Here is a 26004-nt window from a genome sequence, read left to right on the forward strand (position 1 = left end):
CCCTTTTATTACAGAGCCGCCGTTAGGCGGTTCTGTTTTATTCGGCCAGACTTACTTCAATGAGCGGTCCGGGGTACAGACCGTACATTGAAATACCTCCGACTAATTTATTGACTGTTTCTTTAGGACTCGAACACCATGGCAACCAATTCCAAACCCGTTTACCAGCGTATCCTGCTTAAGCTGAGCGGCGAAGCTCTGCAAGGCTCAGAAGGTTTTGGCATCGACGCGAGCGTGCTGGACCGCATGGCGCAGGAAGTCAAAGAGCTGGTAGAACTCGGCGTTCAGGTGGGTGTGGTGATCGGCGGTGGCAACCTGTTCCGCGGCGCTGGTCTGGCACAGGCAGGGATGAACCGTGTGGTCGGCGACCATATGGGGATGTTGGCGACGGTGATGAATGGCCTGGCGATGCGTGATGCGTTGCACCGCGCCTATGTCAACGCGCGCCTGATGTCGGCCATCCCCCTGAACGGCGTCTGTGACAACTATAGCTGGGCCGAGGCCATCAGCCTGCTGCGCAATAACCGGGTGGTGATCTTCTCCGCCGGTACCGGCAATCCGTTTTTCACCACCGACTCTGCCGCCTGCCTGCGCGGGATCGAGATCGAGGCCGATGTGGTACTGAAGGCGACCAAGGTCGATGGCGTGTTCTCTGCCGATCCGATGAAGGATCCGGATGCAACGTTGTATGAGCAATTGAGCTACCAGGATGTCTTGGAGAAAGAGCTGAAGGTCATGGATTTGGCGGCCTTCACGCTGGCGCGTGATCATAATTTACCGATCCGCGTGTTTAACATGAACAAACCGGGTGCGCTGCGTCGCGTAGTGATGGGCGAAAAAGAAGGTACGCTGATCACCAAGTAATGCGCCGCGTGCGTGTGGGACAGCCGGCCTGCCCGGCTGCCGTATTGTATTGTGCTGGCCGCATTGAAAAGCGCTTGGCCTTTGGTGCACAATTCTCTCTTTAACCACCATCACCGTTTTCAAGGGTTCGCAACGTGATCAACGAAATCAGAAAAGATGCCGAAACACGCATGGAAAAATGCGTCGAGTCATTCAAGGGCAACATCAGCAAAATCCGCACCGGTCGTGCGCATCCTAATCTGCTCGACGGCATTCAGGTCGAGTATTACGGTGCGGCCACGCCGTTGCGTCAGTTGGCGAACATCGTCGCGGAAGATTCCCGTACGCTGGCTGTCACCGTATTCGATCGCAGCATGTCTGGTGCCATCGAGAAGGCCATCCTGACCTCCGATCTGGGTCTGAATCCCTCTTCTGCGGGCACCGTGATCCGTGTTCCGCTGCCGCCGCTGACGGAAGAGCGCCGTAAGGATCTGATCAAGCTGGTACGTTCTGAAGCCGAGTCTGGCCGTGTCTCCGTACGTAACGTACGCCGTGATGCCAACGACAAGGTGAAGGCGTTGCTGAAAGACAAAGAGATCAGCGAAGACGAAGATCGTAAGTCACAGGACGATATTCAGAAGATCACCGATCTGATGATCAAGAAGATCGACGCCGCCCTGGCGGATAAAGAAAAAGAGCTGATGGAGTTCTAATCGCTCCAGCATGATCCACGGCCAACGCTGTGCTGAACCTGGTGGCCATCGCTGGCTACCATGGCAGCCTGCATTCAGGCGTCTGCGGGATCGGTGATAAGCGTCGCTTTAGCGGCGCTTTTGCTTTTTGGGTCACGGATTTCGTGTGTACGCGCGTTGGTGACGGTGTAAAATTCGCTGGGGAGTGGCGCTGGCTTAGCGTATCCTGTAGCGATTTGCTCCAGTTATTCAGAGTATCCTCATGAAGAAACTGACCATTCTAGGTTCAACCGGCTCCATCGGCACCAGTACGCTGGCGGTGGTGCGGGCCAATCCCGGCGCATTCCGCGTCGTGGCGCTGGTAGCAGGCAAGAACGTCGATGTCATGCTGCAACAGTGCCGTGAATTCTCTCCCCGTTATGTCTGTATGGCCGATGAGTGTGCCGCCGCCGCGTTGCGTCAGCGCCTGTTTGAGGCTGGGTTAGATACCGTCGCCGTGATGAGCGGTGAGCGCGCCGCCTGTGAACTCGCCGCCTTGGATGAGGTCGATCAGGTGATGGCCGCCATTGTCGGTGCGGCCGGCCTACTGCCGACATTGGCGGCCATCCGCGCCAATAAACGGGTATTACTGGCGAACAAAGAGGCATTGGTGACCTGTGGTCGCCTGTTTATGGATGCCTTGGCACATAGCCAGGCCGAGTTATTGCCTATCGATAGCGAGCACAATGCGATTTTTCAGAGCCTGCCCGTCGCGGTACAGCGGCAATTGGGCACGGCCTGCCTGCATGAACATGGGGTGACGCGTATCGTGTTAACCGGATCTGGCGGGCCGTTACGTCAACTGTCGCTGGCGGAGTTCGATGCGGTGACGCCGGCGCAGGCCTGCGCCCATCCCAACTGGTCGATGGGGCGTAAGATCTCGGTCGATTCGGCTACCATGATGAATAAAGGCTTGGAGTACATCGAGGCGCGCTGGCTCTTTAACGCGGCGGCAGAGGAGATGGAGGTGATCATCCATCCGCAATCGGTGATCCACTCCATGGTGCGTTATCGTGACGGTAGTGTGATTGCGCAACTGGGTAATCCAGATATGTGTACGCCGATCGCGCATGCGATGGCTTATCCCGAGCGGGTACCTAGCGGCGTCGCCCCGTTGGACTTCTGCCGCATGGGTTCGCTGAGTTTTGAGGCGCCGGATATGGCCCGCTACCCTTGCCTCCAGTTGGCGATCGAAGCCTTTGCCGAGGGGCAGGCTGCGACGACGGCGTTGAATGCGGCGAATGAAGTGGCTGTTGCCGCCTTCCTGGATGGGCGTCTACGCTTTACCGATATCGCTCGCTTGAACCGCGAGGTAGTCGAGCAATTGTGCTGCGAAGAGCCGGATAGTGTGGAGGGGGTGCTGGCGATCGATCAGGTGGCGCGCCAGGCAGCCCAGGCGCTGAGCCAACGTTTTTCCCGTTAATTACGCCGTGCCGAGTGTGCTGATTTGTGGCGCTAACGGCATGATGATATAGTCTGCGCCAGTTTTTTGGCGCAGACGTCTCGTCATTCGAGGGGGCGTCTGGGATTGACCCCTTACGCCAAGCGCCATCGGGCGTATCGCGTAGACAGGATTAGGATTATTGGGTAGCCGTGCTGATACACGGCTTTTTTACGCAGGTAGTATCGTTGCGCCAGGAATAGGCGCGACGATACGGTGCAGTTATGGCCCCTGCTGGCTCGTTGAGGAAATATTTACACGTATGTCATCCACACAACCAACTGTGATGAGCGACGCGGCCTCGGTCCCCCGACATGTAGCAATTATCATGGACGGTAACGGTCGTTGGGCCAAGCGTCAGGGTAAAATGCGTGTATTCGGACATAAGGCCGGCGTGAAGTCGGTACGCTGTGCGGTGCGCTTTGCTGTCGCCCGGGGAATACGGGCTCTGACGCTATACGCCTTTAGCAGCGAGAACTGGAATCGGCCGCAACAGGAAGTCTCGGCATTGATGGAGCTATTTGTCCGGGCACTGGATAGTGAAGTCAAGCGGTTGCATAAGCACCAGGTGCGTCTGCGCGTGATTGGCGATATTAGCCGTTTCTCGCCGCGTCTTCAGGAGCGCATTCGTCGCTCGGAGCAGATGACGGCGGCTAATGAGGGTTTGACCCTGAATATCGCCGCCAACTATGGTGGGCGTTGGGACATCGTGCAAGGCGTTAAAGTGCTGGCGGAGCGGGTTCAGCAGGGAACGTTAGCGCCGGAGGCGATCTCGGAAGCGATGCTGGGCGAGCAGGTATGCCTGCATGACCAGGATGCCGTGGATTTGGTGATCCGCACCGGGGGAGAACATCGAGTGAGTAACTTCTTGTTATGGCAAATTGCCTATTCAGAGTTTTACTTTACCGATGTGCTGTGGCCTGATTTTGATGAAACAACCTTTGAAGGTGCACTGAATGCATTTGCACAACGAGAGCGTCGCTTCGGGGGTACCACGCCTATCAACGCAGCTGCTGCGTCATAGGGGGAACTTTTGCTGAAGTCACGAATTATAACTGCATTAATTTTGGTCCCGGTGGTGATTGCCGCACTCTTTTTGCTGCCGCCGCTGGGCTTCTCGCTGGTGACACTCGCCGTGTGTATGTTGGCGGCCTGGGAATGGGGGCAGCTAGCGGGTTTCGCCAGCCGCCATCAGCGTATCTGGGGGGCTGTCATCTGTGGTTTGGTGCTGGCCGCGATGTTGCTGGGCATGCCCGAATTTAACCGTAGCGTGCATTTACCGCTGATCGCAGGCTCCTTGTGGGCGGCGGCTGGCTGGTGGCTACTGGCGTTATTCCTGGTTTTTTTCTATCCACGATCCGCCCGTTGGTGGCGCCATTCGCGCACGATCAAGGTGCTGTTCGGCATCGTCACCATCCTGCCATTCTTCTGGGGAATGGTTGCGTTGCGTCAATATGGCTACGAGGCGAACCATTACCGGGGCGCTTGGTGGTTGCTCTATGTCATGCTGCTGGTCTGGGGAGCCGATTCCGGCGCCTATATCTTCGGTAAGCTATTCGGTAAGAACAAGCTGGCACCGAAGGTCTCTCCGGGAAAAACCTGGGAAGGATTGATCGGTGGACTGATGACCTCGGCGCTGATCTCTTGGCTGTTTGGCCGCTATGCCCCACTGGATATCGATGTCCGTATCCTGCTGATCTGTTCCGTGATCGCCGCACTGGCCTCGGTATTAGGCGATCTGACCGAGAGCATGTTTAAACGTGAGGCCGGGATTAAGGACAGCAGTCATCTGATCCCCGGTCATGGCGGCGTGCTGGATCGCATCGACAGTTTGACGGCGGCGGTGCCGGTATTCGCCTGCCTGATGCTATTGGTGTTTGGTCAGGCCTAACACAGTGGGGGAGAGGCGATGAGTAATATCCTATGGGGATTACCGGCGTTCTTGGTGGCGTTAGGCGTATTAATCACCGTACACGAGTTTGGTCACTTTTGGGTGGCGCGCCGTTGTGGTGTGCGTGTCGAGCGCTTCTCCATCGGTTTCGGCAAGGCGCTGTGGCGTCGGGTCGATCGCCGGGGTACCGAGTTTGTCGTCGCGCTGATCCCGCTGGGGGGCTACGTCAAGATGTTGGACGAGCGAGTCGAGAGCGTCTCGCCCGAGTTCCGTCATCAGGCATTCAACAATAAGAGCGTGGCGCAGCGCGCCGCGATCGTCAGCGCCGGCCCTATCGCTAATTTCTTATTCGCTATCCTCGCTTATTGGCTGGTGTTCGTCATCGGCGTGCCCAGCGTGCGTCCGGTCATCGCGGAGGTCACGCCGGATTCTATCGCCGCCGCTGCGCATATTGCGCCGGGAATGGAACTGAAGGCGGTTGACGGTGTCGATACACCGGATTGGGAGTCGGTTCGTTTGGCACTGGTCGGGCAGATCGGCGACCGCTCAACCACCTTGGGGGTCGGGCCGTTTGGCAGCGATCGGGTTACGACGAAGACTCTTGACCTCAGCGACTGGCGTTTCGACCCCGAGCGGCAGGATCCGGTGGTATCGCTGGGTATCATTCCGCGTGGGCCGACCATCGAGCCCGTGGTAGCCGCGTTACAAAAGGGATCGGCGGCGGAGAAAGCAGGTTTACAAGTAGGGGACAGGATCGTTAAAGTCAGTGGCGATTCGATTAATGGTTGGCGTGATTTTGCCCTGCTAATTCGTGATAACCCCGGGCATACGTTAGCGCTGTCGGTTGAGCGGAATGGTAGTCCGCTAACGCTGGCGTTAACGCCGGAGAGTCGGCGTGTCGCGCGCGGCCAAGAACAGGGTTTCGCCGGCGTCGTGCCGCAAGTGATTCCCTTGCCGGAAGAGTACAAAACTATTCGTCAGTACGGGCCTTTCGTGGCACTGTATCAGGCGACGGATAAGACTTGGCAGCTGATGAAGCTGACGGTCTCCATGCTGGGTAAACTGATTACCGGTGATGTGAAGTTAAATAATCTGGGCGGTCCTCTCTCCATAGCACAGGGGGCGGGAGCGGCGGCCGAGTATGGCTTGGTGTATTACCTGATGTTTTTAGCGCTGATCAGCGTTAACTTGGGGATCATCAACCTGTTCCCTTTACCGGTTCTTGATGGGGGACATCTGCTGTTTCTTGCGCTGGAAAAGCTCAAGGGCGAGCCGGTGTCCGAGCGAGTTCAGGCTTTCGGCTATCGCATCGGCACGATTCTGCTGATGCTGTTTATGGGGCTTGCACTTTTCAATGATTTCTCGCGACTTTAATGCGCGGGATTGTTAGGAAGAACGCATAACAACGATGGCGATGAAAAAGTTGCTCTTAGCGTCGCTGCTGTTTGGCAGCGCAACCGTATACGGTGCAGATGGTTTCGTAGTGAAAAATATTCATTTCGAAGGACTGCAACGGGTCGCCGTCGGTGCGGCGTTACTTAACATGCCGGTTCGCGTAGGCGATACCGTCTCTGATGAGGATTTGAGTAATACCATCCGCGCGTTGTACGCCACCGGAAACTTCGAGGATGTGCGTGTCCTGCGTGATGGTAATAATCTGATCGTCCAGGTTAAGGAACGTCCGACCATCGCCAGCATTACCTTCTCCGGTAACAAGTCGGTGAAGGATGAGATGCTGAAACAGAACCTGGAGGCTTCCGGGGTCCGTGTCGGCGAGGCGTTGGATCGCACCACCCTGTCCAGCATCGAGAAGGGGCTGGAGGATTTCTACTACAGCGTCGGTAAATATAACGCTACGGTGAAGGCGGTGGTAACGCCGTTGCCACGTAATCGCGTGGATCTGAAGCTGGTGTTTACCGAGGGTAAGTCGGCGCAAATCCAGCAGATCAACATCGTGGGTAACCATGCCTTCAGTAGCGCCGATCTGTTGGGTCACTTCCAACTGCGCGATGATGTGCCGTGGTGGAACCTGATGGCCGACCGTAAGTATCAAAAACAGAAGCTGGCCGGTGATCTGGAGGCTCTGCGCAGTTATTACTTGGATCGTGGTTATGCGCGTTTTGCGATTAACTCGACCCAGGTCAGCCTGACGCCGGATAAGAAAGGTATCTACATCACCATCAACATCACCGAAGGCGATCAGTATAAGCTGCAAGGGGTGGATGTCACCGGCAATATGGCGGGTTACAGCGCCGAGATCGGTCGTTTGACTAAGGTAGAACCGGGCGAGTTGTACAACGGCGCCAAGGTCACCAAGATGGAAGACGAGATCAAGCAGCTGTTGGGTCGCTATGGTTATGCCTACCCACGCGTACAGACGCAGCCGGAGATCAATGACAAGGATAAGACCGTTATCCTGCATATGAATATCGATGCCGGTAACCGCTACTATGTTCGTCAGATCCGTTTCGTCGGTAACGATACCAGCAAAGACTCGGTACTGCGTCGTGAGATGCGTCAGATGGAAGGGTCTTGGCTGGGGAGCGATCAGGTCGAGCAGGGTAAAGAGCGTCTGAACCGTACCGGCTACTTTGAAAACGTCGACGTCGAGACCCAACGCGTGCCGGGTACGCCGGATCAGGTCGATGTGATCTACAAGGTGAAAGAGCGCAATACCGGTAGCTTTAACTTCGGTATCGGCTATGGTACCGAGAGTGGCGTGAGCTTCCAGGTCGGGGTACAGCAGGATAACTGGCTGGGCACCGGCAACGTGGTGGCGATTAACGGTACCAAGAACGACTATCAGACCTATGCCGAGCTGTCGCTGACCGACCCGTACTTTACGGTGAATGGGGTCAGCCTGGGCGGACGCCTGTTCTATAATGACTTTAAAGCCAACGACGCCGATCTGTCTGACTACACCAACAGCAGCTATGGTTTCGATGGCACCTTAGGCTTCCCGATCAACGAAAATAACTCGCTGCGTACCGGCCTGGGTTATGTGCATAACGACCTGTCTGATATGCAGCCACAGGTGTCGATGTGGCGTTATCTGCGCTCCGTGGGTCAGAACCCGAGCGATAGCAACAGCGCCAGCTACAAGGCGAACGATTATACCTGGACCGCCGGTTGGGCTTATAACAACCTGGATCGCGGTTTCTTCCCGACGGCCGGTAATAAGGCGTCGTTGAACGGTAAGATAACCCTGCCGGGCTCCGATAACGAATATTACAAGCTGACCTTTGACAGCCAGAGCTACTTCCCGATTAACCAAGATCGTACTTGGGTCGTGTTGGGGCGGACCCGTCTGGGGTATGGCAACGGCTTCGGCGGCAAAGAGATGCCGTTCTATGAGAACTTCTATGCCGGTGGCTCGGGTACCGTGCGTGGCTTCCAGTCGAATAACATCGGCCCGAAAGCGGTTTATCTGAATAGCAATGGTAGCGTGGATACCAGCAAGACCAGCGACAACGATGCGGTGGGCGGTAATGCCATGGCGGTTGCCAGCCTGGAGTTGATTACCCCGACGCCGTTCGTCAGCGAGCAGTATGCTAACTCCCTGCGAACCTCCGTGTTTATGGATGCCGGTACCGTATGGGATACTAACTGGGATCATGCGGCCTATCCGGCCCTACCGGACTACAGTAAAGCGACCAACGTGCGCATGTCTGCCGGTGTGGCGCTACAGTGGATGTCACCGCTCGGCCCGTTGGTGTTCTCCTACGCTCAACCGGTTAAGAAATATGAGGGTGATAAGTCGGAGCAGTTCCAGTTCAACATCGGTAAGACCTGGTAACCGGCTACGCGCTATCTGAGAGAGGCCTGGCGGACTCATCTGCGCAGGCCTTTAGGTATAAAGGTGCGGGATCGCATCCGTCCCTTTTTTGCATATGCTCCGCTCAGCGCGTTCTTTTCTCTGGACGTGGTGAGACACGATGGGTCGGCGCCTGTGCAGTGACGTGTCATTGACACAACTAGGTGATGGTAAGGAGTTCAAAGTGAAAAAGTGGTTATATGCCGCGGGTTTAAGCGTCGCAATGGCAGTCTCTGCCAACGTACAGGCTGCTGAGAAAATTGCCTTTGTCAACGTTGCTAGCATCTTCCAGCAATTGCCACAGCGTGAAGCGGTGGCGAAGCAGCTGGAGAGCGAGTTCAAGAGCCGTGCGACCGAGTTGCAAGGGATGGAGCGCGATCTACAGACGAAGATGCAACGTTTGCAGCGCGATGGCTCCACCATGAAAGCCAGTGAGCGTACTCGGTTAGAAAAGGAGATCACGGCACAGCGTGAAACCTTCGCCCGTAAGGCGCAAGCCTTCGAACAGGACAATCGTCGTCGCCAGATGGAAGAGCGCAACAAGCTGTTGAGCCGTATCCAAGATGCGGTACGCAGCGTGGCGAAAGATAAGGGCTACGATATGGTGATCGACGCCAACGCGTTGGCCTATTCTCAGCCGTCTGACGATATCACTGCTCAAGTATTGAAACAGGTTAAATAAGGCATGGCTTCAATTCGACTGGCTGACCTTGCTCAGCAGTTGAATGCCGAACTACACGGTGATGGCGATCTCGTCGTCACCGGCGTGGCGTCGATGCATTCAGCACAAGCGAACCAGATTACTTTTCTGTCCAACAGCCGCTATCGTGAGCAATTGGCCGCCTGCCAGGCTGGCGCCGTGGTGTTGACGCAAGCGGATCTGGCCTATTGCCCCTCGTCGGCATTGGTAGTGAAGAATCCCTACCTGACCTACGCGTTGATGGCACAGCTGATGGACAGTACGCCACAACCGGCGAGCGGCATTGCGGCGAGCGCGGTGATCGATCCGACGGCCAAGCTGGCCGCTCATGTCTCTATCGGCGCCAATGCGGTGATCGAAGAGGGCGTGGAGCTGGGCGAAGGGGCGATCATCGGCGCGGGCTGTTTCATCGGTAAGTTTGCCAAGATTGGCGCCGGCACTCGCCTGTGGGCCAACGTCAGCGTCTATCATCAGGTCGAGATCGGCGCACACTGCTTGGTGCAGTCGGGTACGGTGATCGGCAGTGATGGCTTCGGCTACGCGAACGAGCGTGGTAACTGGGTGAAGATTCCGCAGTTGGGCAGCGTGCGTATTGGCGATCGTGTCGAGATCGGCGCCTGTACCACTATCGATCGCGGCGCGTTGGATGATACCGTGATCGGTAACGGCGTGATTATCGACAACCAGTGCCAGATTGCGCACAACGTCATGATTGGCGACAATACAGCAGTTGCCGGTGGTGTTATCATGGCCGGTAGCCTTAAGATTGGCCGTTATTGCCAGATTGGCGGCGCCAGCGTGATCAATGGCCACATGGAAATTTGCGATCAGGCGGTGGTGACGGGGATGGGCATGGTGATGCGTCCGATCACCGAACCCGGCATCTACTCTTCGGGTATTCCGCTACAGCCGAATAAGACCTGGCGTAAGACGGCCGCATTGGTGATGAATATTGACGAGATCAATAAGCGTCTCAAGGCTGTCGAAAAGAAAGTTCACAGCGATTAATGCCCGCCGGGCCACCTGGCCCAATCCGATTTGCGGCCTGCATCACCTTCCCTTGCGGAGTGAGGCAGGCCGTGTTGTTTGACATCCGTTTTTTTACAGGAAGAGTATTTTGACTACTGACACTCATACTCTCAATATTTCAGAGATCTTAGAACTACTGCCGCATCGTTTCCCGTTCCTGCTGGTTGACCGTGTGTTGGATTACCAAGAGGGTAAGTTTCTGCGTGCGGTGAAGAACGTTTCCTTCAACGAGCCGTTTTTCCAGGGCCACTTCCCGGGCAAGCCGATTTTCCCCGGGGTATTGATCCTCGAAGCGATGGCACAGGCCACCGGTATCCTGGCATTTAAGAGCGTGGGTAAACTGGAGCCGGGCGAGCTGTACTATTTTGCCGGTATCGATGATGCCCGCTTTAAACGTCCGGTACACCCGGGCGATCAGATGATTCTGGAAGTCGAGTTTCTCAAGGAGCGTCGTGGTGTGGCGCGCTTCAACGGTGTTGCCAAGGTTGACGGCAAGATCGTCTGCGAGGCGTCCATGATGTGCGCTCGTAACCGTGAGGCTTAATACGTGATAGATCAAACCGCCTTTATCCATCCCAGTGCCATTGTTGAAGATGGCGCGGTGATTGGCGCCGGAGTTCATATCGGCCCCTTCTGCTATATCGGTTCTCACGTCGAGATCGGTGCGGGCAGCGTGCTCAAGTCCCATGTGGTGGTCAATGGGATCACCAAAATCGGCCGCGACAACCAGATCTATCAGTTCGCCACCCTCGGCGAAGTGAATCAGGATCTGAAGTATGCCGGTGAACCGACCCGTGTTGAGATTGGCGATCGTAACCGCATTCGCGAGAGCGTCACCGTTCATCGCGGTACGGCGCAAGGCGGTGGTCTGACACGTATCGGTAGCGATAACCTGCTGATGGTCAATACCCACGTTGCGCACGACTGTGTGATCGGCGATCGTTGTATTCTGGCGAATAACGCGACCTTGGGTGGCCATGTCTCCATCGATGACTATGCGATCATCGGTGGCATGACGGCGGTGCATCAGTTCTGCGTGATCGGTGCCCATGTGATGGTCGGTGGCTGTTCCGGCGTGGCGCAGGATGTGCCGCCGTACGTGATTGCTCAAGGTAACCACGCCACCCCGTATGGCCTGAATCTGGAAGGGCTGAAGCGTCGTGGCTTCGATAAGAGTGCCCTGCAGGCGATCCGTAACGCCTACAAGATCCTCTATCGTAGCGGTAAGACGCTGGAGGAGGCGAAGCCGGAGATCGAGGCCCTGGCGCAGCAGCAGCCGGCGGTGCAGTTGTTTGTTGACTTCTTCGCCCGCTCTACGCGTGGCATCATCCGTTAATCTATGGTGCAGGCAGCATTGGGCCAACGCCCGCTAACCATTGGTTTGGTCGCCGGGGAAACCTCCGGCGATATTCTCGGAGCTGGCCTGATCCGCGCACTGAAGGCGCGTCATCCCGACGCGCGCTTCGTCGGCGTAGCGGGTCCCTTGATGCAGACCGAGGGCTGTGAAGCCTGGTTCGAGATGGAAGAGCTGGCGGTGATGGGGATCGTCGAGGTGCTGGAGCGCCTGCCGCGTCTGTTAACGATTCGGTGGGAGTTAACGCGACGCTTTACGGCGTTGCAGCCCGATGTCTTCGTCGGTATCGATGCGCCGGACTTCAACCTGACTCTGGAGGGGCGCCTGCATCAGCGGGGGATTCGCACCATCCACTATGTCAGCCCCTCCGTTTGGGCCTGGCGTCAGAAGCGGGTATTTAAGATTGGCCGCGCTACCGATCTGGTGTTGGCCTTCTTACCATTTGAGAAAGCCTTCTACGATCGTTTCAATGTTCCCTGTCGCTTCATCGGCCATACCATGGCCGATGCGATGCCGTTGGTGCCGGATCGCGCCGCGGCACGTCAGGCGTTGGGGATCGCCGCCGACGCGCGCTGTCTGGCATTACTGCCCGGCAGTCGTAGCGCCGAGGTGGAGATGCTGAGCGCCGATTTTTTGCGGACCGCATTGCTATTGCGCCAGCATTACCCCGACTTGCAGATCGTGGTGCCGCTGGTCAACGCCCGTCGTCGCGCACAGTTTGAGCGCATCAAGGCCGAGGTGGCGCCGGATCTGACGGCGCATCTGCTGGATGGTCAGGCGCGCAATGCCATGTACGCCAGCGATGCCGCGCTACTGGCGTCGGGGACGGCGGCCTTGGAGTGCATGTTGGCCAAGTGTCCGATGGTAGTCGCCTACCGTATGAAGCCTTTCACCTTCTGGCTGGCGCAACGTCTGGTGAAAACCGAGTTTGTCTCACTGCCGAATCTGTTGGCCGGTCGCGAGTTGGTGCCGGAGCTGTTGCAGCATGACTGTGAACCCACGCGTCTGGCGCAGGCGTTGACGCCGTTGCTGGCCGACGGTGCGCAGAGCGAGGCGCTGAAGCAGACCTTCCTGCAATTGCATCGCCAGATCCGCTGTGGCGCTGACGAGCAGGCGGCCGAGGCGGTGCTGGCGTTGGCCGATAGGCCTCAGGAGTCGATGCATGAGTGATATCTTTATTTATCCTGCCGCCGAGCGTATCGCCGGTGTGGATGAGGTCGGGCGTGGCCCGCTGGTCGGCGCGGTAGTGACGGCGGCGGTGATCCTCGATCCGGCGCGTCCTATCAGGGGGCTCGCGGACTCGAAGAGGTTAAGCGAGAAGCGGCGCAACGCGCTGTATGACGAGATCGTCGAGAAGGCATTGTGCTGGAGCCTTGGCCGTGCCGAGCCGGAGGAGATCGATCGTCTGAATATCCTACAGGCCACCATGGTGGCGATGCAGCGCGCGGTGGCGGGGCTGACGTTGCCGCCGGATTTGGTGCTGATCGATGGCAATCGTTGCCCAGCCTTGCCCATGGCGGCCCAGGCGGTGGTGAAGGGCGATAGTCGCGTCGCGGAGATCAGTGCCGCCTCGATCCTGGCCAAGGTGACCCGAGACCGCGAGATGGCGGCATTGGATCGTCAGTACCCGGCGTATGGTTTCGCCCAACATAAGGGCTATCCTACCGCCTTACATCTGGCGCGTCTGGCGGAGCTGGGCGCGACCGATCAACATCGTCGCAGCTTTGCGCCGGTGAAGCGGGTCTTGGGCCTGTGATGGCTCAGTCCTCCACGGTATGAGTTTGTTTTCTGGTATTAAAGGGTAATCGTTCGATGGCGGAGCCGCGTTTCATACATCTGCATGTGCACAGTGACTATTCGATGATCGACGGGCTGGCAAAGACCAGTCCCCTGGTCAAGAAGGTTGCTGCGCTGGGGATGCCCGCTTTCGCCATCACCGATCATACCAATCTGTGCGGCCTGGTGAAGTTTTATGGTAGCGCGCATGGGGCCGGGATCAAGCCATTGGTCGGTGCCGATGTGCTGGTGCGTAGCGAGATGATGGGGGATGAGCTGGCGTCGTTGACCATCTTGGCTAGCGATAATACCGGCTACCAGAATCTGACCCAACTGATCTCGCACGCCTACCAGCGCGGTTACGGTGCCGAGGGTCCCACCATCGATCGTGACTGGTTAGTGCAATACCGCCAGGGCTTAATCTTGCTGTCGGGCGCCCGTCAGGGTGACGTCGGTAAGCTCCTGTTACGCGGTAATCAGGCGTTGGTCAACGAATGCGTCGATTTTTACCAGCGTTACTTCCCCGATTGTTATTTCCTCGAACTGGTGCGAACCGGGCGTCCCGACGAGGAGAATTACCTTCACATGGCGGTGGAGCTGGCGCAGCAGCGTGATCTGCCGCTGGTGGCCAGCAATGACGTCCGCTTCTTGGAGGCATCGGACTTCGACGCGCATGAGATCCGGGTGGCGATCCATGACGGCTATACCCTGGATGATCCGAAGCGTCCGCGTAACTATAGCGCTCAGCAATATATGCGTAGCGAGGCGGAGATGTGCGAGCTATTCGCCGATCTGCCGGAGGCGCTGCAAAATAGCGTAGAGATTGCTAAGCGTTGTAACGTCACGATTCGCCTCGGCGAGTACTTTCTGCCGCAATTCCCAACTGGGGAGATGACGACGGAAGCGTTCCTGGTGAAGAAGGCGCACGAGGGGTTAGAGGAGCGTCTGACGTTCCTGTTCCCCGATGAGGCGGAGCGCGCGCGGTGCCGTCCGCCGTACGATGAGCGTCTGGAGATCGAGCTGAAGGTGATCAACCAGATGGGGTTCCCCGGCTACTTCTTGATCGTGATGGAGTTTATCCAATGGTCGAAGGATAACGGGGTACCGGTCGGCCCGGGGCGTGGCTCCGGTGCGGGCTCGCTGGTCGCCTATTCGCTGAAGATCACCGACCTGGATCCATTAGCCTTCGATCTGCTGTTCGAACGCTTCCTCAACCCGGAACGTGTCTCGATGCCCGACTTCGACGTCGACTTCTGCATGGAGAAACGCGATCGGGTGATCGATCACGTCGCCGAGATGTATGGTCGCGAGGCGGTGTCGCAGATCATCACCTTCGGTACCATGGCGGCCAAGGCGGTGATCCGTGATGTCGGTCGCGTCCTGGGGCATCCTTACGGCTTCGTCGACCGCATCTCCAAGCTGGTGCCGCCCGATCCTGGCATGACCTTGGCCAAGGCCTTCGAGGCGGAGCCTCAGTTGCCGGAGATCTACGAGGCGGACGAAGAGGTGCGCGCGCTGATCGACATGGCCCGCAAGCTGGAAGGGGTGACACGCAACGCCGGTAAACATGCCGGTGGGGTGGTGATCTCCCCCACCAAGATCACCGATTTTGCGCCACTGTATTGCGATGCCGAGGGGAATCATCCGGTCACGCAGTTCGATAAGAGCGACGTGGAGTATGCCGGGTTGGTGAAGTTTGACTTCCTCGGCCTGCGTACCCTGACCATCATCAACTGGGCGTTGGAGATGATCAACGCGCGTCGCGCTCGCCATGGGCTGGAGCCGGTGGATATCGCTGCCATCCCGCTCGATGATCAGAAGAGTTTCGACATCCTGCAACGCGCGGAAACCACGGCGGTATTCCAGTTGGAATCGCGTGGGATGAAGGATCTGATCAAGCGGCTGAAGCCAGACTGCTTCGAAGATATGATCGCCTTGGTGGCGTTGTTCCGACCGGGGCCGTTGCAGTCGGGGATGGTGGATAACTTCATCGACCGTAAGCATGGGCGTGAGGAGCTCTCCTACCCGGACCGCGAGTGGCAGCATGAAAGCTTGAAGCCGGTGCTGGAGCCGACTTACGGCGTCATCTTGTACCAAGAACAGGTGATGCAGATCGCCCAGGTGCTGGCCGGCTACTCGCTGGGCGGGGCGGATCTGTTGCGCCGTGCGATGGGGAAGAAAAAGCCGGAGGAGATGGCCAAGCAGCGCTCGGTGTTTGAGGAGGGAGCCAGGAACAACGGCGTCGACGGCGAGCTGGCGATGCACATCTTCGACCTGGTGGAGAAGTTCGCCGGTTATGGCTTCAACAAGTCGCACTCTGCCGCCTATGCGCTGGTCTCTTATCAGACCTTATGGTTGAAGACGCACTATCCCGCGGAATTTATGGCGGCGGTGATGACGGCCGATATGGATAACACCGACAAGGTCGTCGGGCTGGTGGATGAGTGTTGGCGCATGGGGCTGAAGATCCTACCGCCGGACATCAACAGTGGGCAGTACCACTTCCACGTCAATGATGAAGGCGAGATCGTCTACGGTATCGGCGCCATCAAGGGGGTAGGGGAGGGGCCTATCGAGGCGATCATCGAGGCGCGTAACCGCGGTGAGCAGGGCTATTTCAAGGATCTGTTCGACCTGTGCGCCCGAACCGACACCAAGAAGCTGAACCGTCGGGTGATGGAAAAGCTGATCATGTCTGGTGCCTTCGATCGTTTGGGGCCGCATCGTGCCGCGTTGATGAGCTCGTTGAATGATGCACTCAAGGCCGCCGAGCAGCATGCGCGCGCCGAGGCTATCGGCCAGGCCGATATGTTCGGTGTCCTGGCCGAGGAGCCGGAGCAGGTCGAGAAGTCCTATGGTAGTGTGCCACCCTGGCCACCACAGATGGTGTTGGACGGTGAGCGCGAGACCTTGGGGCTGTATCTGACCGGCCACCCGATCACTCAATACCTGAAGGAGATCGAACGCTATGCTGGCGGCGGTCGCCTGAAGGATATGCATCCGACGGAGCGTGGTAAGATGACCACCGCCGTTGGCCTGGTGCTGGGCGCCAGGGTGATGACCACCAAGCGTGGTAACCGCATCGGGATGTGTACCCTCGACGATCGCTCCGGTCGTCTTGAGGTGATGTTGTTCACCGATGCGCTGGAAAAATACCAGCATTTGTTGGAAAAAGACCGTATCCTGATCGCCAGTGGACAGGTCAGCTTTGATGACTTTAGCGGCGGCCTTAAAATGATCGCCCGCGAGCTCATGGATATCAGCGAAGCCCGTGAAAAATATGCTCGCGGACTTGCCATCTCGCTGACCGACAGGCAAATTGATGATCAGCTTTTAAACCGTCTCCGTGAAGCGTTGGAACCACATCGTTCGGGGACGATCCCAGTTCATCTCTATTATCAGCGCGCGGATGCGCGAGCCAGGGTCCGTTTTGGCGCGGCCTGGCGCGTGACGCCGACAGATCGTCTGTTGCTCGATCTACGTACGCTGGTGGGGAACGAACAAGTTGAACTGGAATTTGACTAATATAGGAATACTATGAGTCTGAATTTTCTGGATTTTGAACAGCCGATTGCCGAACTCGAAGCGAAGATCGACTCGCTGAACGCACTCAGCCGTCAAGACGAAAAATTGGATATTAATATCGACGAAGAGGTTCAACGTCTGCGTGACAAGAGTGTTGAACTGACGCGTAAGATTTTTTCCGATCTGGGAGCCTGGCAAATTGCTCAGTTGGCGCGTCATCCGCGTCGTCCCTATACCTTGGATTATATTCAGCATATCTTTACCGATTTCGATGAACTGGCTGGCGATCGTGCCTTCGCCGACGATAAAGCTATCGTTGGTGGTATGGCGCGTCTGAATGGCCGTCCAGTGATGGTGATTGGTCATCAGAAGGGGCGCGAGACCAAAGAGAAGATCCGTCGCAACTTCGGCATGCCTGCGCCGGAAGGTTACCGTAAGGCCTTGCGCCTGATGGAGATGGCCGAGCGCTTTAACTTACCGATTATTACCTTTATCGATACCCCGGGGGCTTATCCGGGCGTGGGGGCGGAAGAGCGCGGTCAGTCCGAGGCGATCGCACGCAACTTGCGTGAGATGTCCGGCTTGAAGGTCCCGGTGATCTGCACGGTAATTGGTGAGGGTGGCTCCGGCGGCGCGTTGGCTATCGGGGTGGGCGACAAGGTCAACATGTTGCAATACAGCACCTATTCGGTGATCTCACCGGAGGGGTGTGCCTCGATTCTGTGGAAGAGCGCCGACAAGGCACCGTTGGCCGCGGAAGCGATGGGCATTACCGCCCCGCGTCTACAGGAGCTGAAGCTGATCGACTCGGTGATCCCAGAACCGTTGGGCGGCGCGCATCGTGATCCGCAGACCATGGCGGCTACCCTGAAGACGCAGTTGGTCGCCGATTTGGCTGAACTGGACGCGTTGGAGACCGAAGAGCTCCTCGATCGCCGCTATCAACGCCTGATGAACTACGGCTACTGCTGATCGGGCTTTATTCTCCCGCCTTTCTACTTATCAAGCCCGCCTGTCGGGCTTGATGTCTTTATTTCTTGTATATTTTCCACAGTGAGACGCTAACCTTTTTTGTGCAGACGCGGCATAATCCGCCAAACATTGTCACCCCTTTGGAGATACAGTGAAGCTCAACCGTATCCATCACATCGCCATTATCGCCTCGGATTATGCGCGTAGTAAGGCGTTTTATTGTAACATTCTCGGATTTTCCTTAATCAATGAGCATTATCGCGCCGATCGCGACTCTTGGAAGGGCGATCTGGCACTGGATGGCGTCTATACGCTGGAGTTGTTTTCCTTTCCCTCCCCACCAGCGCGTGTTTCCGCACCTGAGGCATGTGGCTTGCGCCATCTGGCTTTCGGTGTGAGCGATCTGGCGTTCGCGATCGCCGAGCTTGCTGAGCAGGGAGTGGTGTGTGAGCCGGTACGACGCGATGAGAACAGCGGGCGCTGTTTTACCTTTTTGCGCGATCCCGATGGATTACCGTTAGAGTTGTATCAGGATTGATTTACTAACAAAATAGTTACTTTGATAAATTAATAGACGGCGTGTAGGTGTTACTTTAAGCACTATGCTAGTATGACACGTTTTAGACTTTTCTCTCCGGGCAATTAGTACACTATGCAAGAGCAAACTTTCCGCGTAGGCGAGTGGTTAGTACTGGCAGCAGATAACAAAATCACTCGCGAAGGACGCGTGTTGGTACTTGAGCCCAGACTCATCGATATGTTGAGCTACTTTGCTCACCATCCGGATACGGTGCTGAGTCGGGATGAACTGATTGACAACGTATGGAAACGAAATATCGTCACCAATCACGTTGTGACTCAGTGCATCTCTGAATTACGGAAGTACCTTAAGGATGGACGTACCGAAGCCCCCGAGTACATCGTGACCGTGCCGAAGCGCGGCTACAAGTTGGTTGAGCCGGTACTCTGGTGTAACGGGGAGAGTAGTGAACTCGCGCTGGCGAGCGCCACGTCGCTAGAGTCGTCTAGCGCGCCGCTGAGTGGCCGCGTGGAGGCGTCGCCTACGGCAGAGGCACCGCCTCAGACATCCGCGCCTCCCGTGTCGCCACGCACGCCCGTGGAGATGCCGGTGGCGCAAGCGGCCGCACCGGCCTCACCGCTATCCGAGCGAGCGGCAGAGTCAGAGGTTGCGCCACTTACGCGTATTCCGCGTTATAAACGCTCCTCTTTCTGGGTCTGGGTGGCATTTTTGACCGCGTTGCTGCTCTGTGTCAGTTTCGTTGGCTTAGCGGTGTTCAGTAATCGCGTCCCGGTAGCCCCTCAGCCGATGTTGCTCAACCCGCGCGACATCGATATCCGCATCCAGGGCGGGAACAGTTGCAGTAATTGGACCAATCAACTCTCCTATGTCGTGGGGTTGAGTGAGGAGCTGACTCAAGGGTTAAACACCTACTCCACCTTCCTGGTCCACGATCAGACCAACTACAACTATGGCGGCCCCAGTAGCTCGGGTAAGTCGTTGTATATCGAGTTCGTCAACCAACGCCACTATCGGGCGCAACAGTGTTTCCTCTCGGTACGCCTGGTCGATAATGCCGACAACTCGGTGATGCTGGAGAAGCGTTACTTCATCACTCCGGATAATTTGCTGAGTGTGCAGAAGGACTTCGTCGATAGCATTTTCTCCGTTCTCAAGGTCAAGATGCCGCCTTCCTTGGCGTTGCGCTACGATACGCTGGTACCGACTCATAGCCAGATGTTGCAACAGTATTATCAGGCCCATCAATTGTTGCTACAGGGTGATGGCGAGTCGCTGAACCAAGCGAACCGTCTGTTGGCGCAGCTGATCAAACAAGACCCTGATTTCGTCTATGCTAAAGCGGAGAAGGCGTTGGTCGACATTCTGCTTAACTCTTATCAGCCCCTGAGTGCACCACAACTGACGGCGTTGCGTCAGGAGATTAATGAGGTGGAGCAGAATAAGCTGTTGCAGGGAACCCCCATTATTCAGCAGATTTATACTGTCGACTATCTGGGGCAGGGGAAGGTTGAACAAGCGTTTGCCGCCATCAATAAGGGTATCGAGCTGGAGATGTCCTGGCTGAACTATGTCTTGCTGGGTAAAGTGTACGAATTGAAGGGGCAGAATAACCAGGCGGCAGATGCCTATATCACTGCATTTAATCTACGTCCGGGTAACAACACCCTGTATTGGATTAAGAATGGCGTCTTTCAAACGAATATTGAACGCGTCGCCCCCTACCTGCTTAATTATGACGCAGAAAAAACCGAGTAGATTTGTATTATAAATAATCAAGCCCGCCGGCAATGATGTCGGCGGGCTTTTTTATTCCCCTCATCCTGAGTGTTAAATCTCAACTTTGTTCATGTCTCTATGGCTTTTAGTTACTTTTGTGTGACAAATACGGTTAGCCTTTTGTTGCTTTTTTTGTGTTTTTATTGTGCGATTTCTTCATGTCATTTTTATGTCAACAGAATGATTTATAAGGATTTATATGCCTGCTCTTGATGTTTTTTGGGGTGAGGGAGAAAAACATCAAGATGTCATTTATTGCGACACGCTGAGAATTTAACTTTACCTTTAGGACTTTGCTTTACCGGGTCATTACTATGCCTGCCATCAAGTCGACCACTCGCTAGCTATATGCGTAAAGCCGACTTATCTGAAAATTAATCAGGAGCAACTTGACCATGTCATCGAGCAAAAAAATCGGGCTTATCGCCTGTACCGGTGTTGTTGCCGGTAATATGATGGGGAGCGGCATCGCACTTCTGCCTGCAAACCTGGCGAGTTTAGGTTCTATCGCCATTTTCGGCTGGATCATTTCTCTGGTTGGTGCCATGTCTCTGGCGTATGTTTATGCCCGACTGGCTACCAAGAACCCGCAGCAGGGTGGCCCGATTGCCTATGCTGGTGAGGTTGGCCCTGCATTCGGTTTCCAGACCGGTGTTCTTTACTACCATGCAAACTGGATCGGTAACCTGGCGATCGGCATCACCGCCGTCTCTTACCTGTCTACCTTCTTCCCGCTGCTGAACAGCCCGGTACCGGCAGGTATCGCCTGTATCGCCATCGTTTGGATCTTCACCTTCGTTAACATGCTGGGTGGTACCTGGGTGAGCCGTCTGACCACTATCGGTCTGGTTCTGGTACTGATCCCGGTTGTGGGCACCGCCATCGCTGGTTGGGCCTGGTTCGATCCGGCCGTTTATCACGCTAACTGGAACACCTCTGGCGGTACCGATACTCACGCTGTCGTCAAGAGTATCCTGCTGTGCCTGTGGGCGTTCGTTGGGGTTGAATCTGCCGCAGTCAGTACCGGTATGGTGAAGAATCCGCAGCGTACCGTTCCGCTGGCTACCATGATGGGTACCTGCCTGGCCGGTATCGTCTACATCGCCGCGACTCAGGTTATCGCCGGTATGTTCCCGGCCAGTGAAATGGCTGCTTCCGGTGCACCGTTCGCCGTCTCCGCCTCTGCGATGGTCGGTCATTGGGCTGGTCCGGTCGTCTCTGCCTTCACTGCATTTGCCTGCCTGACTTCATTGGGTTCTTGGATGATGCTGGTTGGCCAGGCGGGTGTTCGCGCCGCCAACGATGGCAACTTCCCGAAAGTTTACGGTGAACTGGATAAGAACGGCATTCCGAAGAAAGGCCTGCTGCTGGCTTCCGTGAAAATGACTGTCCTGATGGTACTGATCACCATCCTGAACGCCAGCGGCGGTAAAGCCTCTGACCTGTTCGGCATGCTGACGGGTATCGCCGTACTGCTGACCATGCTGCCGTACTTCTACTCTTGCGTTGACCTGATTCGCTTCGAAGGTGCCAACGTTAAGAACATCATGAGTCTGGTTGCCGCTGTACTGGGTTGCTGCTTCTGCTTCATCGCACTGATGGGTGCGGGCAACATGGAGCTGTCCGGTACCTTCATCGTCAGCCTGATCATCCTGATGTTCTATGCACGCAAGATGAACACCCGCAAGGCACAGAATACTGAAAACAACAGTAACGCCGCGGCATAAGTAAATAAGCTACACGATTTCGTAATCCTAACGATTACACACAGCAAGTAATTTAACGACTTTATCCAGCCTCTCTCTACTATGACGCGTTCCAACGCACGCGGAGAGAGGCCCGCATTTTGCCTGGAGAATTAAAGTATGAATATTATTGCCATCCTTAATCACATGGGTGTTTACTTCAAAGAAGAACCCATCCGTGAACTGCATAAGGCACTGGAAGCTCAGAATTTTCAGATCGTTTATCCGAACGACCGTGAAGACCTGCTGAAGTTGATCGACAATAACGCCCGTCTGTGCGGCGTCATCTTCGACTGGGATACTTATAACCTGGACCTGTGCCGTGACATCAGCGAGATGAACGAGCATCTGCCGGTTTACGCTTTCGCCAACACCCACTCTACGCTGGATGTTAGCCTGAGCGATCTGCGTCTGAACGTTGAATTCTTCGAATACGCCCTGGGTGCAGCCGAAGACATCGCCCTGAAAATCCGTCAGAGCACCGACGCTTACGTAGACGAAATCCTGCCGCCGCTGACCAAGGCGCTGTTCAACTACGTGAAAGAAGGCAAGTACACCTTCTGTACGCCGGGCCACATGGGCGGCACCGCGTTCCAGAAGAGCCCGGTAGGTAGCCTGTTCTATGATTTCTACGGCGCTAACGCCATGAAATCTGACATCTCCATCTCCGTTTCCGAGCTGGGCTCTCTGCTGGACCACACCGGTCCGCATAAAGAAGCCGAAGAGTACATCGCACGTACCTTCAACGCTGAACGCAGCTACATGGTGACCAACGGTACGTCAACCGCCAACAAGATTGTTGGTATGTACTCCGCACCGGCCGGCAGCACCATCATGATCGACCGTAACTGCCACAAGTCTCTGACTCACCTGATGATGATGAGCGACGTTACGCCGATCTACTTCCGTCCGACCCGTAACGCCTACGGTATCCTGGGTGGTATTCCGAAGAGCGAATTCGCTCGTGAAACCATCGAAGAGCGTGTGAAGAACACCCCGAACGCGACCTGGCCGGTACACGCCGTAGTGACCAACTCCACCTACGACGGTCTGTTCTACAACGCGGAATACATCAAGAAGACCCTGGATGTTAAATCCATCCACTTCGACTCAGCTTGGGTGCCTTACACCAACTTCAGCCCGATCTACAAAGGCCTGTGCGGCATGAGTGGCGATCGTGTAGAAGGCAAGGTGATCTATGAAACCCAGTCTACTCACAAACTGCTGGCGGCCTTCTCTCAGGCATCCATGATCCACGTTAAAGGTGACATCAACGAAGAAACCTTCAACGAAGCGTTCATGATGCATACCTCTACCTCTCCGCACTACGGTATCGTGGCTTCCATCGAAACCGCTGCGGCGATGATGAAGGGTAATGCTGGTAAGCGCCTGATTAACGGTTCTATCGAACGTGCTATCCGCTTCCGTAAAGAGATCAAACGCCTGCGTTCCGAGTCTGATGGCTGGTTCTTCGACGTATGGCAGCCGGAGCACATCGACGAAGCGAAATGCTGGAACCTGGATCCGAAAGAATCTTGGCACGGCTTTAAAGACATCGATGAGAACCACATGTTCCTCGACCCGATCAAAGTCACTCTGCTGACTCCGGGGATGAAGGAAGATGGCACCATGGCGGATACCGGTATCCCGGCATCTATCGTGGCTAAGTACCTGGATGAGCATGGCATCATCGTTGAGAAGACCGGTCCGTACAACCTGCTGTTCCTGTTCAGCATCGGTATCGATAAGACCAAGGCGATGAGCCTGCTGCGTGGTCTGACCGACTTCAAACGTGCCTACGACCTGAACCTGCGCGTTAAGAACATGCTGCCTTCACTGTACCGTGAAGATCCGGAGTTCTATGAAAACATGCGTATTCAGGAACTGGCTCAAGGCATCCACGCACTGATTCAGCATCACAACCTGCCGGATCTGATGTACCGTGCCTTCGAAGTTCTGCCGACCATGGTGATGAACCCGCACAACGCATTCCAGATGGAACTGCGCGGTCAGACCGAAGAGGTTTACCTCGAAGAGATGATCGGCAAAGTCAACGCCAACATGATCCTGCCGTACCCGCCGGGAGTTCCGCTGGTAATGCCGGGTGAAATGCTGACCGAAGAAAGCCGTCCGGTACTGGAGTTCCTGCAGATGCTGTGCGAAATCGGTGCTCACTACCCGGGCTTCGAAACCGACATCCACGGCGCTTATCGTCAGGCTGATGGTCGTTACACAGTGAAAGTTCTGAAAACAGAACAGAAGTAATCGCTGATGACCGAGGGCGCCCCAGTAGGGGGCGCCCTTTATTTTTCCCCTTATCGTATCCCCCCGCTTTCAGGGAGACTCTATGAAAACACCCTCACAACCGCGCGCAATCTACTATGTCGTAGCGCTGCAAATCTGGGAATACTTCAGCTTTTACGGCATGCGTGCGTTACTGATCCTCTATCTCACCCACCAACTCGGTTATAACGATACCCACGCCTTCGGCCTGTACAGTGCCTATGCCTCACTGGTCTATGTGACGCCGATCCTCGGCGGCATCTTGGCGGATAAACTGCTCGGTAACCGCGTCGCGGTGATCACCGGCGCCGCACTGATGACCCTGGGACACGTCGTGTTAGGGTTGAGTGCCGTCTCCCCGTTCTCCCTCTATCTCGCCTTGGCCATCATTGTCTGTGGCTACGGTCTATTTAAATCGAATATCAGCTGCCTGCTCGGCGAACTCTACTCTGCAGAGGATCCACGCCGTGACGGGGGCTTTTCCCTACTGTATGCGGCGGGAAATATTGGCTCGATCATAGCGCCGATTGCCTGTGGTCTGGCCGCCGAGCAGTATGGTTGGCACGTCGGCTTCGCGCTGGCGGGGATCGGCATGTGCGCCGGTCTGGTGATTTTTATCTGTGGACACCGCCACTTCCGCCACACCAAGGGAATGAACGGCCCAGCGTTGCGCGCGCGTAAGGCGCTATTACCTAATTGGAGCTGGCTGGTGTTGGTCTTGGCCCTCTCACCGCTGTTGGTGGCCATCCTGTTCTGGCGCGACTGGTCCAGCTATGCCTTGGCCTTGGTATGCGCCGGGGCGATGATCATCCTGACCAATATCTTCCGTCGTGCGGACAGCGAGCAGCGACGTGGGCTGCTACAGATCATGATATTAATGGGGTTGGGTACTCTATTCTGGGCCTTTGCTCAGCAGGGCGGTAGTTCCATCAGCCTGTTTATCGACCGCTTCGTCGATCGCCATCTGTTCTCCTTCACCGTACCGACGGCATTGTTCCAGTCGGTCAATGGCGGTGCGGTGATGATCAGTGGCGTGGTGCTGGCCTGGCTGGTCAGTGAGCGTAGCGGTGGTAACCGTATCTTGCGTATCTGGGGCAAGTTTGCCCTCGGACTGGCGTTGATCGGCGCCGGTTTCGGCATCCTAACGTTCAATGCCCGATGGGCGGCGCTGCATGGTCAAGCCTCGATGGGGCTGACGGTGTTGGGCCTGGCGGTGATGGGATGCGCAGAACTGTTTATCGATCCGGTCGCCATGGCGCAGATCACGCGCCTGAAGATCCCCGGGGTGACGGGCGTCCTCACCGGGATCTATATGCTGGCGACCGGATCGGTAGCCAACTACTTGGCCGGGATCATCGCCAATCAGACCGCCGAGTCCAGTTTTGCCCATGGCGGCGAGGCGTTGACCCATTCGGTGATGGCCTATGCCAAGGTGTTTAGCGACATCGCCTGGGGGGCATTGGGCTGTGTGCTGCTGGTTGCCGTGATTTGGCTGGTCAACCTGTTGCTGCTGCGCCGTAGCGCGCCGCAGGTGGTGTCAGAGTAAAAGGGCTGCCCTCTTGGGCGGCCCAGCGGAGTGTGAT

The 26004-nt window shown here is 56.2% G+C and carries 20 protein-coding genes; all 20 read left to right on the forward strand.

Features of this window, described 5'->3' with window-relative positions; translation table 11 throughout:
- Positions 1 to 138 precede the first annotated feature (138 nt).
- A complete protein-coding gene (gene pyrH / locus ACEQFP_RS03080; protein ID WP_005282915.1) occupies positions 139 to 864 on the forward strand; it encodes a UMP kinase in 726 nt (241 codons plus the stop codon).
- A gap of 134 nt (positions 865 to 998) precedes the next feature.
- Positions 999 to 1556, forward strand: coding sequence for a ribosome recycling factor (gene frr / locus ACEQFP_RS03085; RefSeq protein ID WP_005282917.1), 558 nt, complete (start codon positions 999 to 1001; stop codon positions 1554 to 1556).
- A gap of 241 nt (positions 1557 to 1797) precedes the next feature.
- Entirely contained in the window at positions 1798 to 2997 is a 1200-nt protein-coding gene (gene ispC, locus ACEQFP_RS03090) for a 1-deoxy-D-xylulose-5-phosphate reductoisomerase (protein ID WP_005282923.1), read from the forward strand.
- A 280-nt stretch (positions 2998 to 3277) separates the two neighbouring features.
- Positions 3278 to 4039 carry a (2E,6E)-farnesyl-diphosphate-specific ditrans,polycis-undecaprenyl-diphosphate synthase gene (gene ispU / locus ACEQFP_RS03095; RefSeq protein WP_005294971.1) on the forward strand — a complete coding sequence of 254 codons (762 nt, stop codon included), beginning with the start codon at positions 3278 to 3280 and terminating at the stop codon, positions 4037 to 4039.
- Positions 4040 to 4048: 9 nt separating this feature from the next.
- The gene (gene cdsA, locus ACEQFP_RS03100; RefSeq protein ID WP_005294973.1) at positions 4049 to 4906 is read left to right on the forward strand and encodes a phosphatidate cytidylyltransferase; all 858 of its coding nucleotides are present in this window, start codon (positions 4049 to 4051) and stop codon (positions 4904 to 4906) included.
- An 18-nt stretch (positions 4907 to 4924) separates the two neighbouring features.
- Positions 4925 to 6280, forward strand: coding sequence for a sigma E protease regulator RseP (rseP, locus tag ACEQFP_RS03105; RefSeq protein WP_370546936.1), 1356 nt, complete (start codon positions 4925 to 4927; stop codon positions 6278 to 6280).
- Between the two features lie 34 nt (positions 6281 to 6314).
- Entirely contained in the window at positions 6315 to 8702 is a 2388-nt protein-coding gene (gene bamA / locus ACEQFP_RS03110; protein ID WP_005282937.1) for an outer membrane protein assembly factor BamA, read from the forward strand.
- Positions 8703 to 8904: 202 nt separating this feature from the next.
- A complete protein-coding gene (skp, locus tag ACEQFP_RS03115; RefSeq protein WP_005294976.1) occupies positions 8905 to 9402 on the forward strand; it encodes a molecular chaperone Skp in 498 nt (165 codons plus the stop codon).
- Between the two features lie 3 nt (positions 9403 to 9405).
- A complete protein-coding gene (lpxD, locus tag ACEQFP_RS03120; RefSeq protein ID WP_005282944.1) occupies positions 9406 to 10428 on the forward strand; it encodes a UDP-3-O-(3-hydroxymyristoyl)glucosamine N-acyltransferase in 1023 nt (340 codons plus the stop codon).
- A gap of 109 nt (positions 10429 to 10537) precedes the next feature.
- A complete protein-coding gene (gene fabZ, locus ACEQFP_RS03125; RefSeq protein ID WP_005282947.1) occupies positions 10538 to 10993 on the forward strand; it encodes a 3-hydroxyacyl-ACP dehydratase FabZ in 456 nt (151 codons plus the stop codon).
- A gap of 3 nt (positions 10994 to 10996) precedes the next feature.
- Positions 10997 to 11785, forward strand: a complete 789-nt coding sequence (lpxA, locus tag ACEQFP_RS03130) for an acyl-ACP--UDP-N-acetylglucosamine O-acyltransferase (RefSeq protein WP_035597744.1) — start codon at positions 10997 to 10999, stop codon at positions 11783 to 11785.
- A gap of 3 nt (positions 11786 to 11788) precedes the next feature.
- The gene (lpxB, locus tag ACEQFP_RS03135; protein ID WP_370546935.1) at positions 11789 to 12973 is read left to right on the forward strand and encodes a lipid-A-disaccharide synthase; all 1185 of its coding nucleotides are present in this window, start codon (positions 11789 to 11791) and stop codon (positions 12971 to 12973) included.
- Complete coding sequence (gene rnhB, locus ACEQFP_RS03140) at positions 12966 to 13559, forward strand: ribonuclease HII (RefSeq protein ID WP_370546933.1); 594 nt, start codon at positions 12966 to 12968, stop codon at positions 13557 to 13559. The genes lpxB and rnhB overlap by 8 nt, the downstream gene beginning before the upstream one ends.
- Before the next feature lie 56 nt (positions 13560 to 13615).
- The gene (dnaE, locus tag ACEQFP_RS03145; RefSeq protein ID WP_035597737.1) at positions 13616 to 17104 is read left to right on the forward strand and encodes a DNA polymerase III subunit alpha; all 3489 of its coding nucleotides are present in this window, start codon (positions 13616 to 13618) and stop codon (positions 17102 to 17104) included.
- A gap of 12 nt (positions 17105 to 17116) precedes the next feature.
- Positions 17117 to 18076: an acetyl-CoA carboxylase carboxyl transferase subunit alpha gene (gene accA, locus ACEQFP_RS03150; RefSeq protein WP_035597734.1), complete on the forward strand. Its 960-nt coding sequence runs from the start codon at positions 17117 to 17119 to the stop codon at positions 18074 to 18076.
- 151 nt (positions 18077 to 18227) lie between these two features.
- Positions 18228 to 18614 carry a VOC family protein gene (locus ACEQFP_RS03155; RefSeq protein ID WP_068871837.1) on the forward strand — a complete coding sequence of 129 codons (387 nt, stop codon included), beginning with the start codon at positions 18228 to 18230 and terminating at the stop codon, positions 18612 to 18614.
- Between the two features lie 114 nt (positions 18615 to 18728).
- Positions 18729 to 20372: a lysine decarboxylation/transport transcriptional activator CadC gene (gene cadC / locus ACEQFP_RS03160; RefSeq protein WP_068871839.1), complete on the forward strand. Its 1644-nt coding sequence runs from the start codon at positions 18729 to 18731 to the stop codon at positions 20370 to 20372.
- Between the two features lie 416 nt (positions 20373 to 20788).
- The gene (gene cadB / locus ACEQFP_RS03165; RefSeq protein WP_005282978.1) at positions 20789 to 22120 is read left to right on the forward strand and encodes a cadaverine/lysine antiporter; all 1332 of its coding nucleotides are present in this window, start codon (positions 20789 to 20791) and stop codon (positions 22118 to 22120) included.
- Between the two features lie 138 nt (positions 22121 to 22258).
- Complete coding sequence (locus ACEQFP_RS03170) at positions 22259 to 24403, forward strand: lysine decarboxylase CadA (RefSeq protein ID WP_005282982.1); 2145 nt, start codon at positions 22259 to 22261, stop codon at positions 24401 to 24403.
- A gap of 82 nt (positions 24404 to 24485) precedes the next feature.
- Complete coding sequence (gene dtpD, locus ACEQFP_RS03175) at positions 24486 to 25967, forward strand: dipeptide permease DtpD (protein ID WP_035598494.1); 1482 nt, start codon at positions 24486 to 24488, stop codon at positions 25965 to 25967.
- Positions 25968 to 26004 lie beyond the last annotated feature (37 nt).

It is taken from the genome of Edwardsiella sp. A.80236 (assembly GCF_044540725.1).
Lineage (GTDB): Bacteria > Pseudomonadota > Gammaproteobacteria > Enterobacterales > Enterobacteriaceae > Edwardsiella > Edwardsiella tarda.

Excerpts from the sequence above, each read along its gene's own strand:
- pyrH (WP_005282915.1), top strand. The coding sequence starts at position 139 with ATGGCAACCAATTCCAAACCCGTTTACCAGCGTATCCTGCTTAAGCTG.
- ispC (WP_005282923.1), top strand. The coding sequence starts at position 1,798 with ATGAAGAAACTGACCATTCTAGGTTCAACCGGCTCCATCGGCACCAGT.
- ispU (WP_005294971.1), top strand. The coding sequence starts at position 3,278 with ATGTCATCCACACAACCAACTGTGATGAGCGACGCGGCCTCGGTCCCC.
- rseP (WP_370546936.1), top strand. The coding sequence starts at position 4,925 with ATGAGTAATATCCTATGGGGATTACCGGCGTTCTTGGTGGCGTTAGGC.
- bamA (WP_005282937.1), top strand. The coding sequence starts at position 6,315 with ATGGCGATGAAAAAGTTGCTCTTAGCGTCGCTGCTGTTTGGCAGCGCA.
- lpxD (WP_005282944.1), top strand. The coding sequence starts at position 9,406 with ATGGCTTCAATTCGACTGGCTGACCTTGCTCAGCAGTTGAATGCCGAA.
- lpxB (WP_370546935.1), top strand. The coding sequence starts at position 11,789 with ATGGTGCAGGCAGCATTGGGCCAACGCCCGCTAACCATTGGTTTGGTC.
- rnhB (WP_370546933.1), top strand. The coding sequence starts at position 12,966 with ATGAGTGATATCTTTATTTATCCTGCCGCCGAGCGTATCGCCGGTGTG.
- dnaE (WP_035597737.1), top strand. The coding sequence starts at position 13,616 with ATGGCGGAGCCGCGTTTCATACATCTGCATGTGCACAGTGACTATTCG.
- accA (WP_035597734.1), top strand. The coding sequence starts at position 17,117 with ATGAGTCTGAATTTTCTGGATTTTGAACAGCCGATTGCCGAACTCGAA.
- cadC (WP_068871839.1), top strand. The coding sequence starts at position 18,729 with ATGCAAGAGCAAACTTTCCGCGTAGGCGAGTGGTTAGTACTGGCAGCA.
- cadB (WP_005282978.1), top strand. The coding sequence starts at position 20,789 with ATGTCATCGAGCAAAAAAATCGGGCTTATCGCCTGTACCGGTGTTGTT.
- ACEQFP_RS03170 (WP_005282982.1), top strand. The coding sequence starts at position 22,259 with ATGAATATTATTGCCATCCTTAATCACATGGGTGTTTACTTCAAAGAA.
- dtpD (WP_035598494.1), top strand. The coding sequence starts at position 24,486 with ATGAAAACACCCTCACAACCGCGCGCAATCTACTATGTCGTAGCGCTG.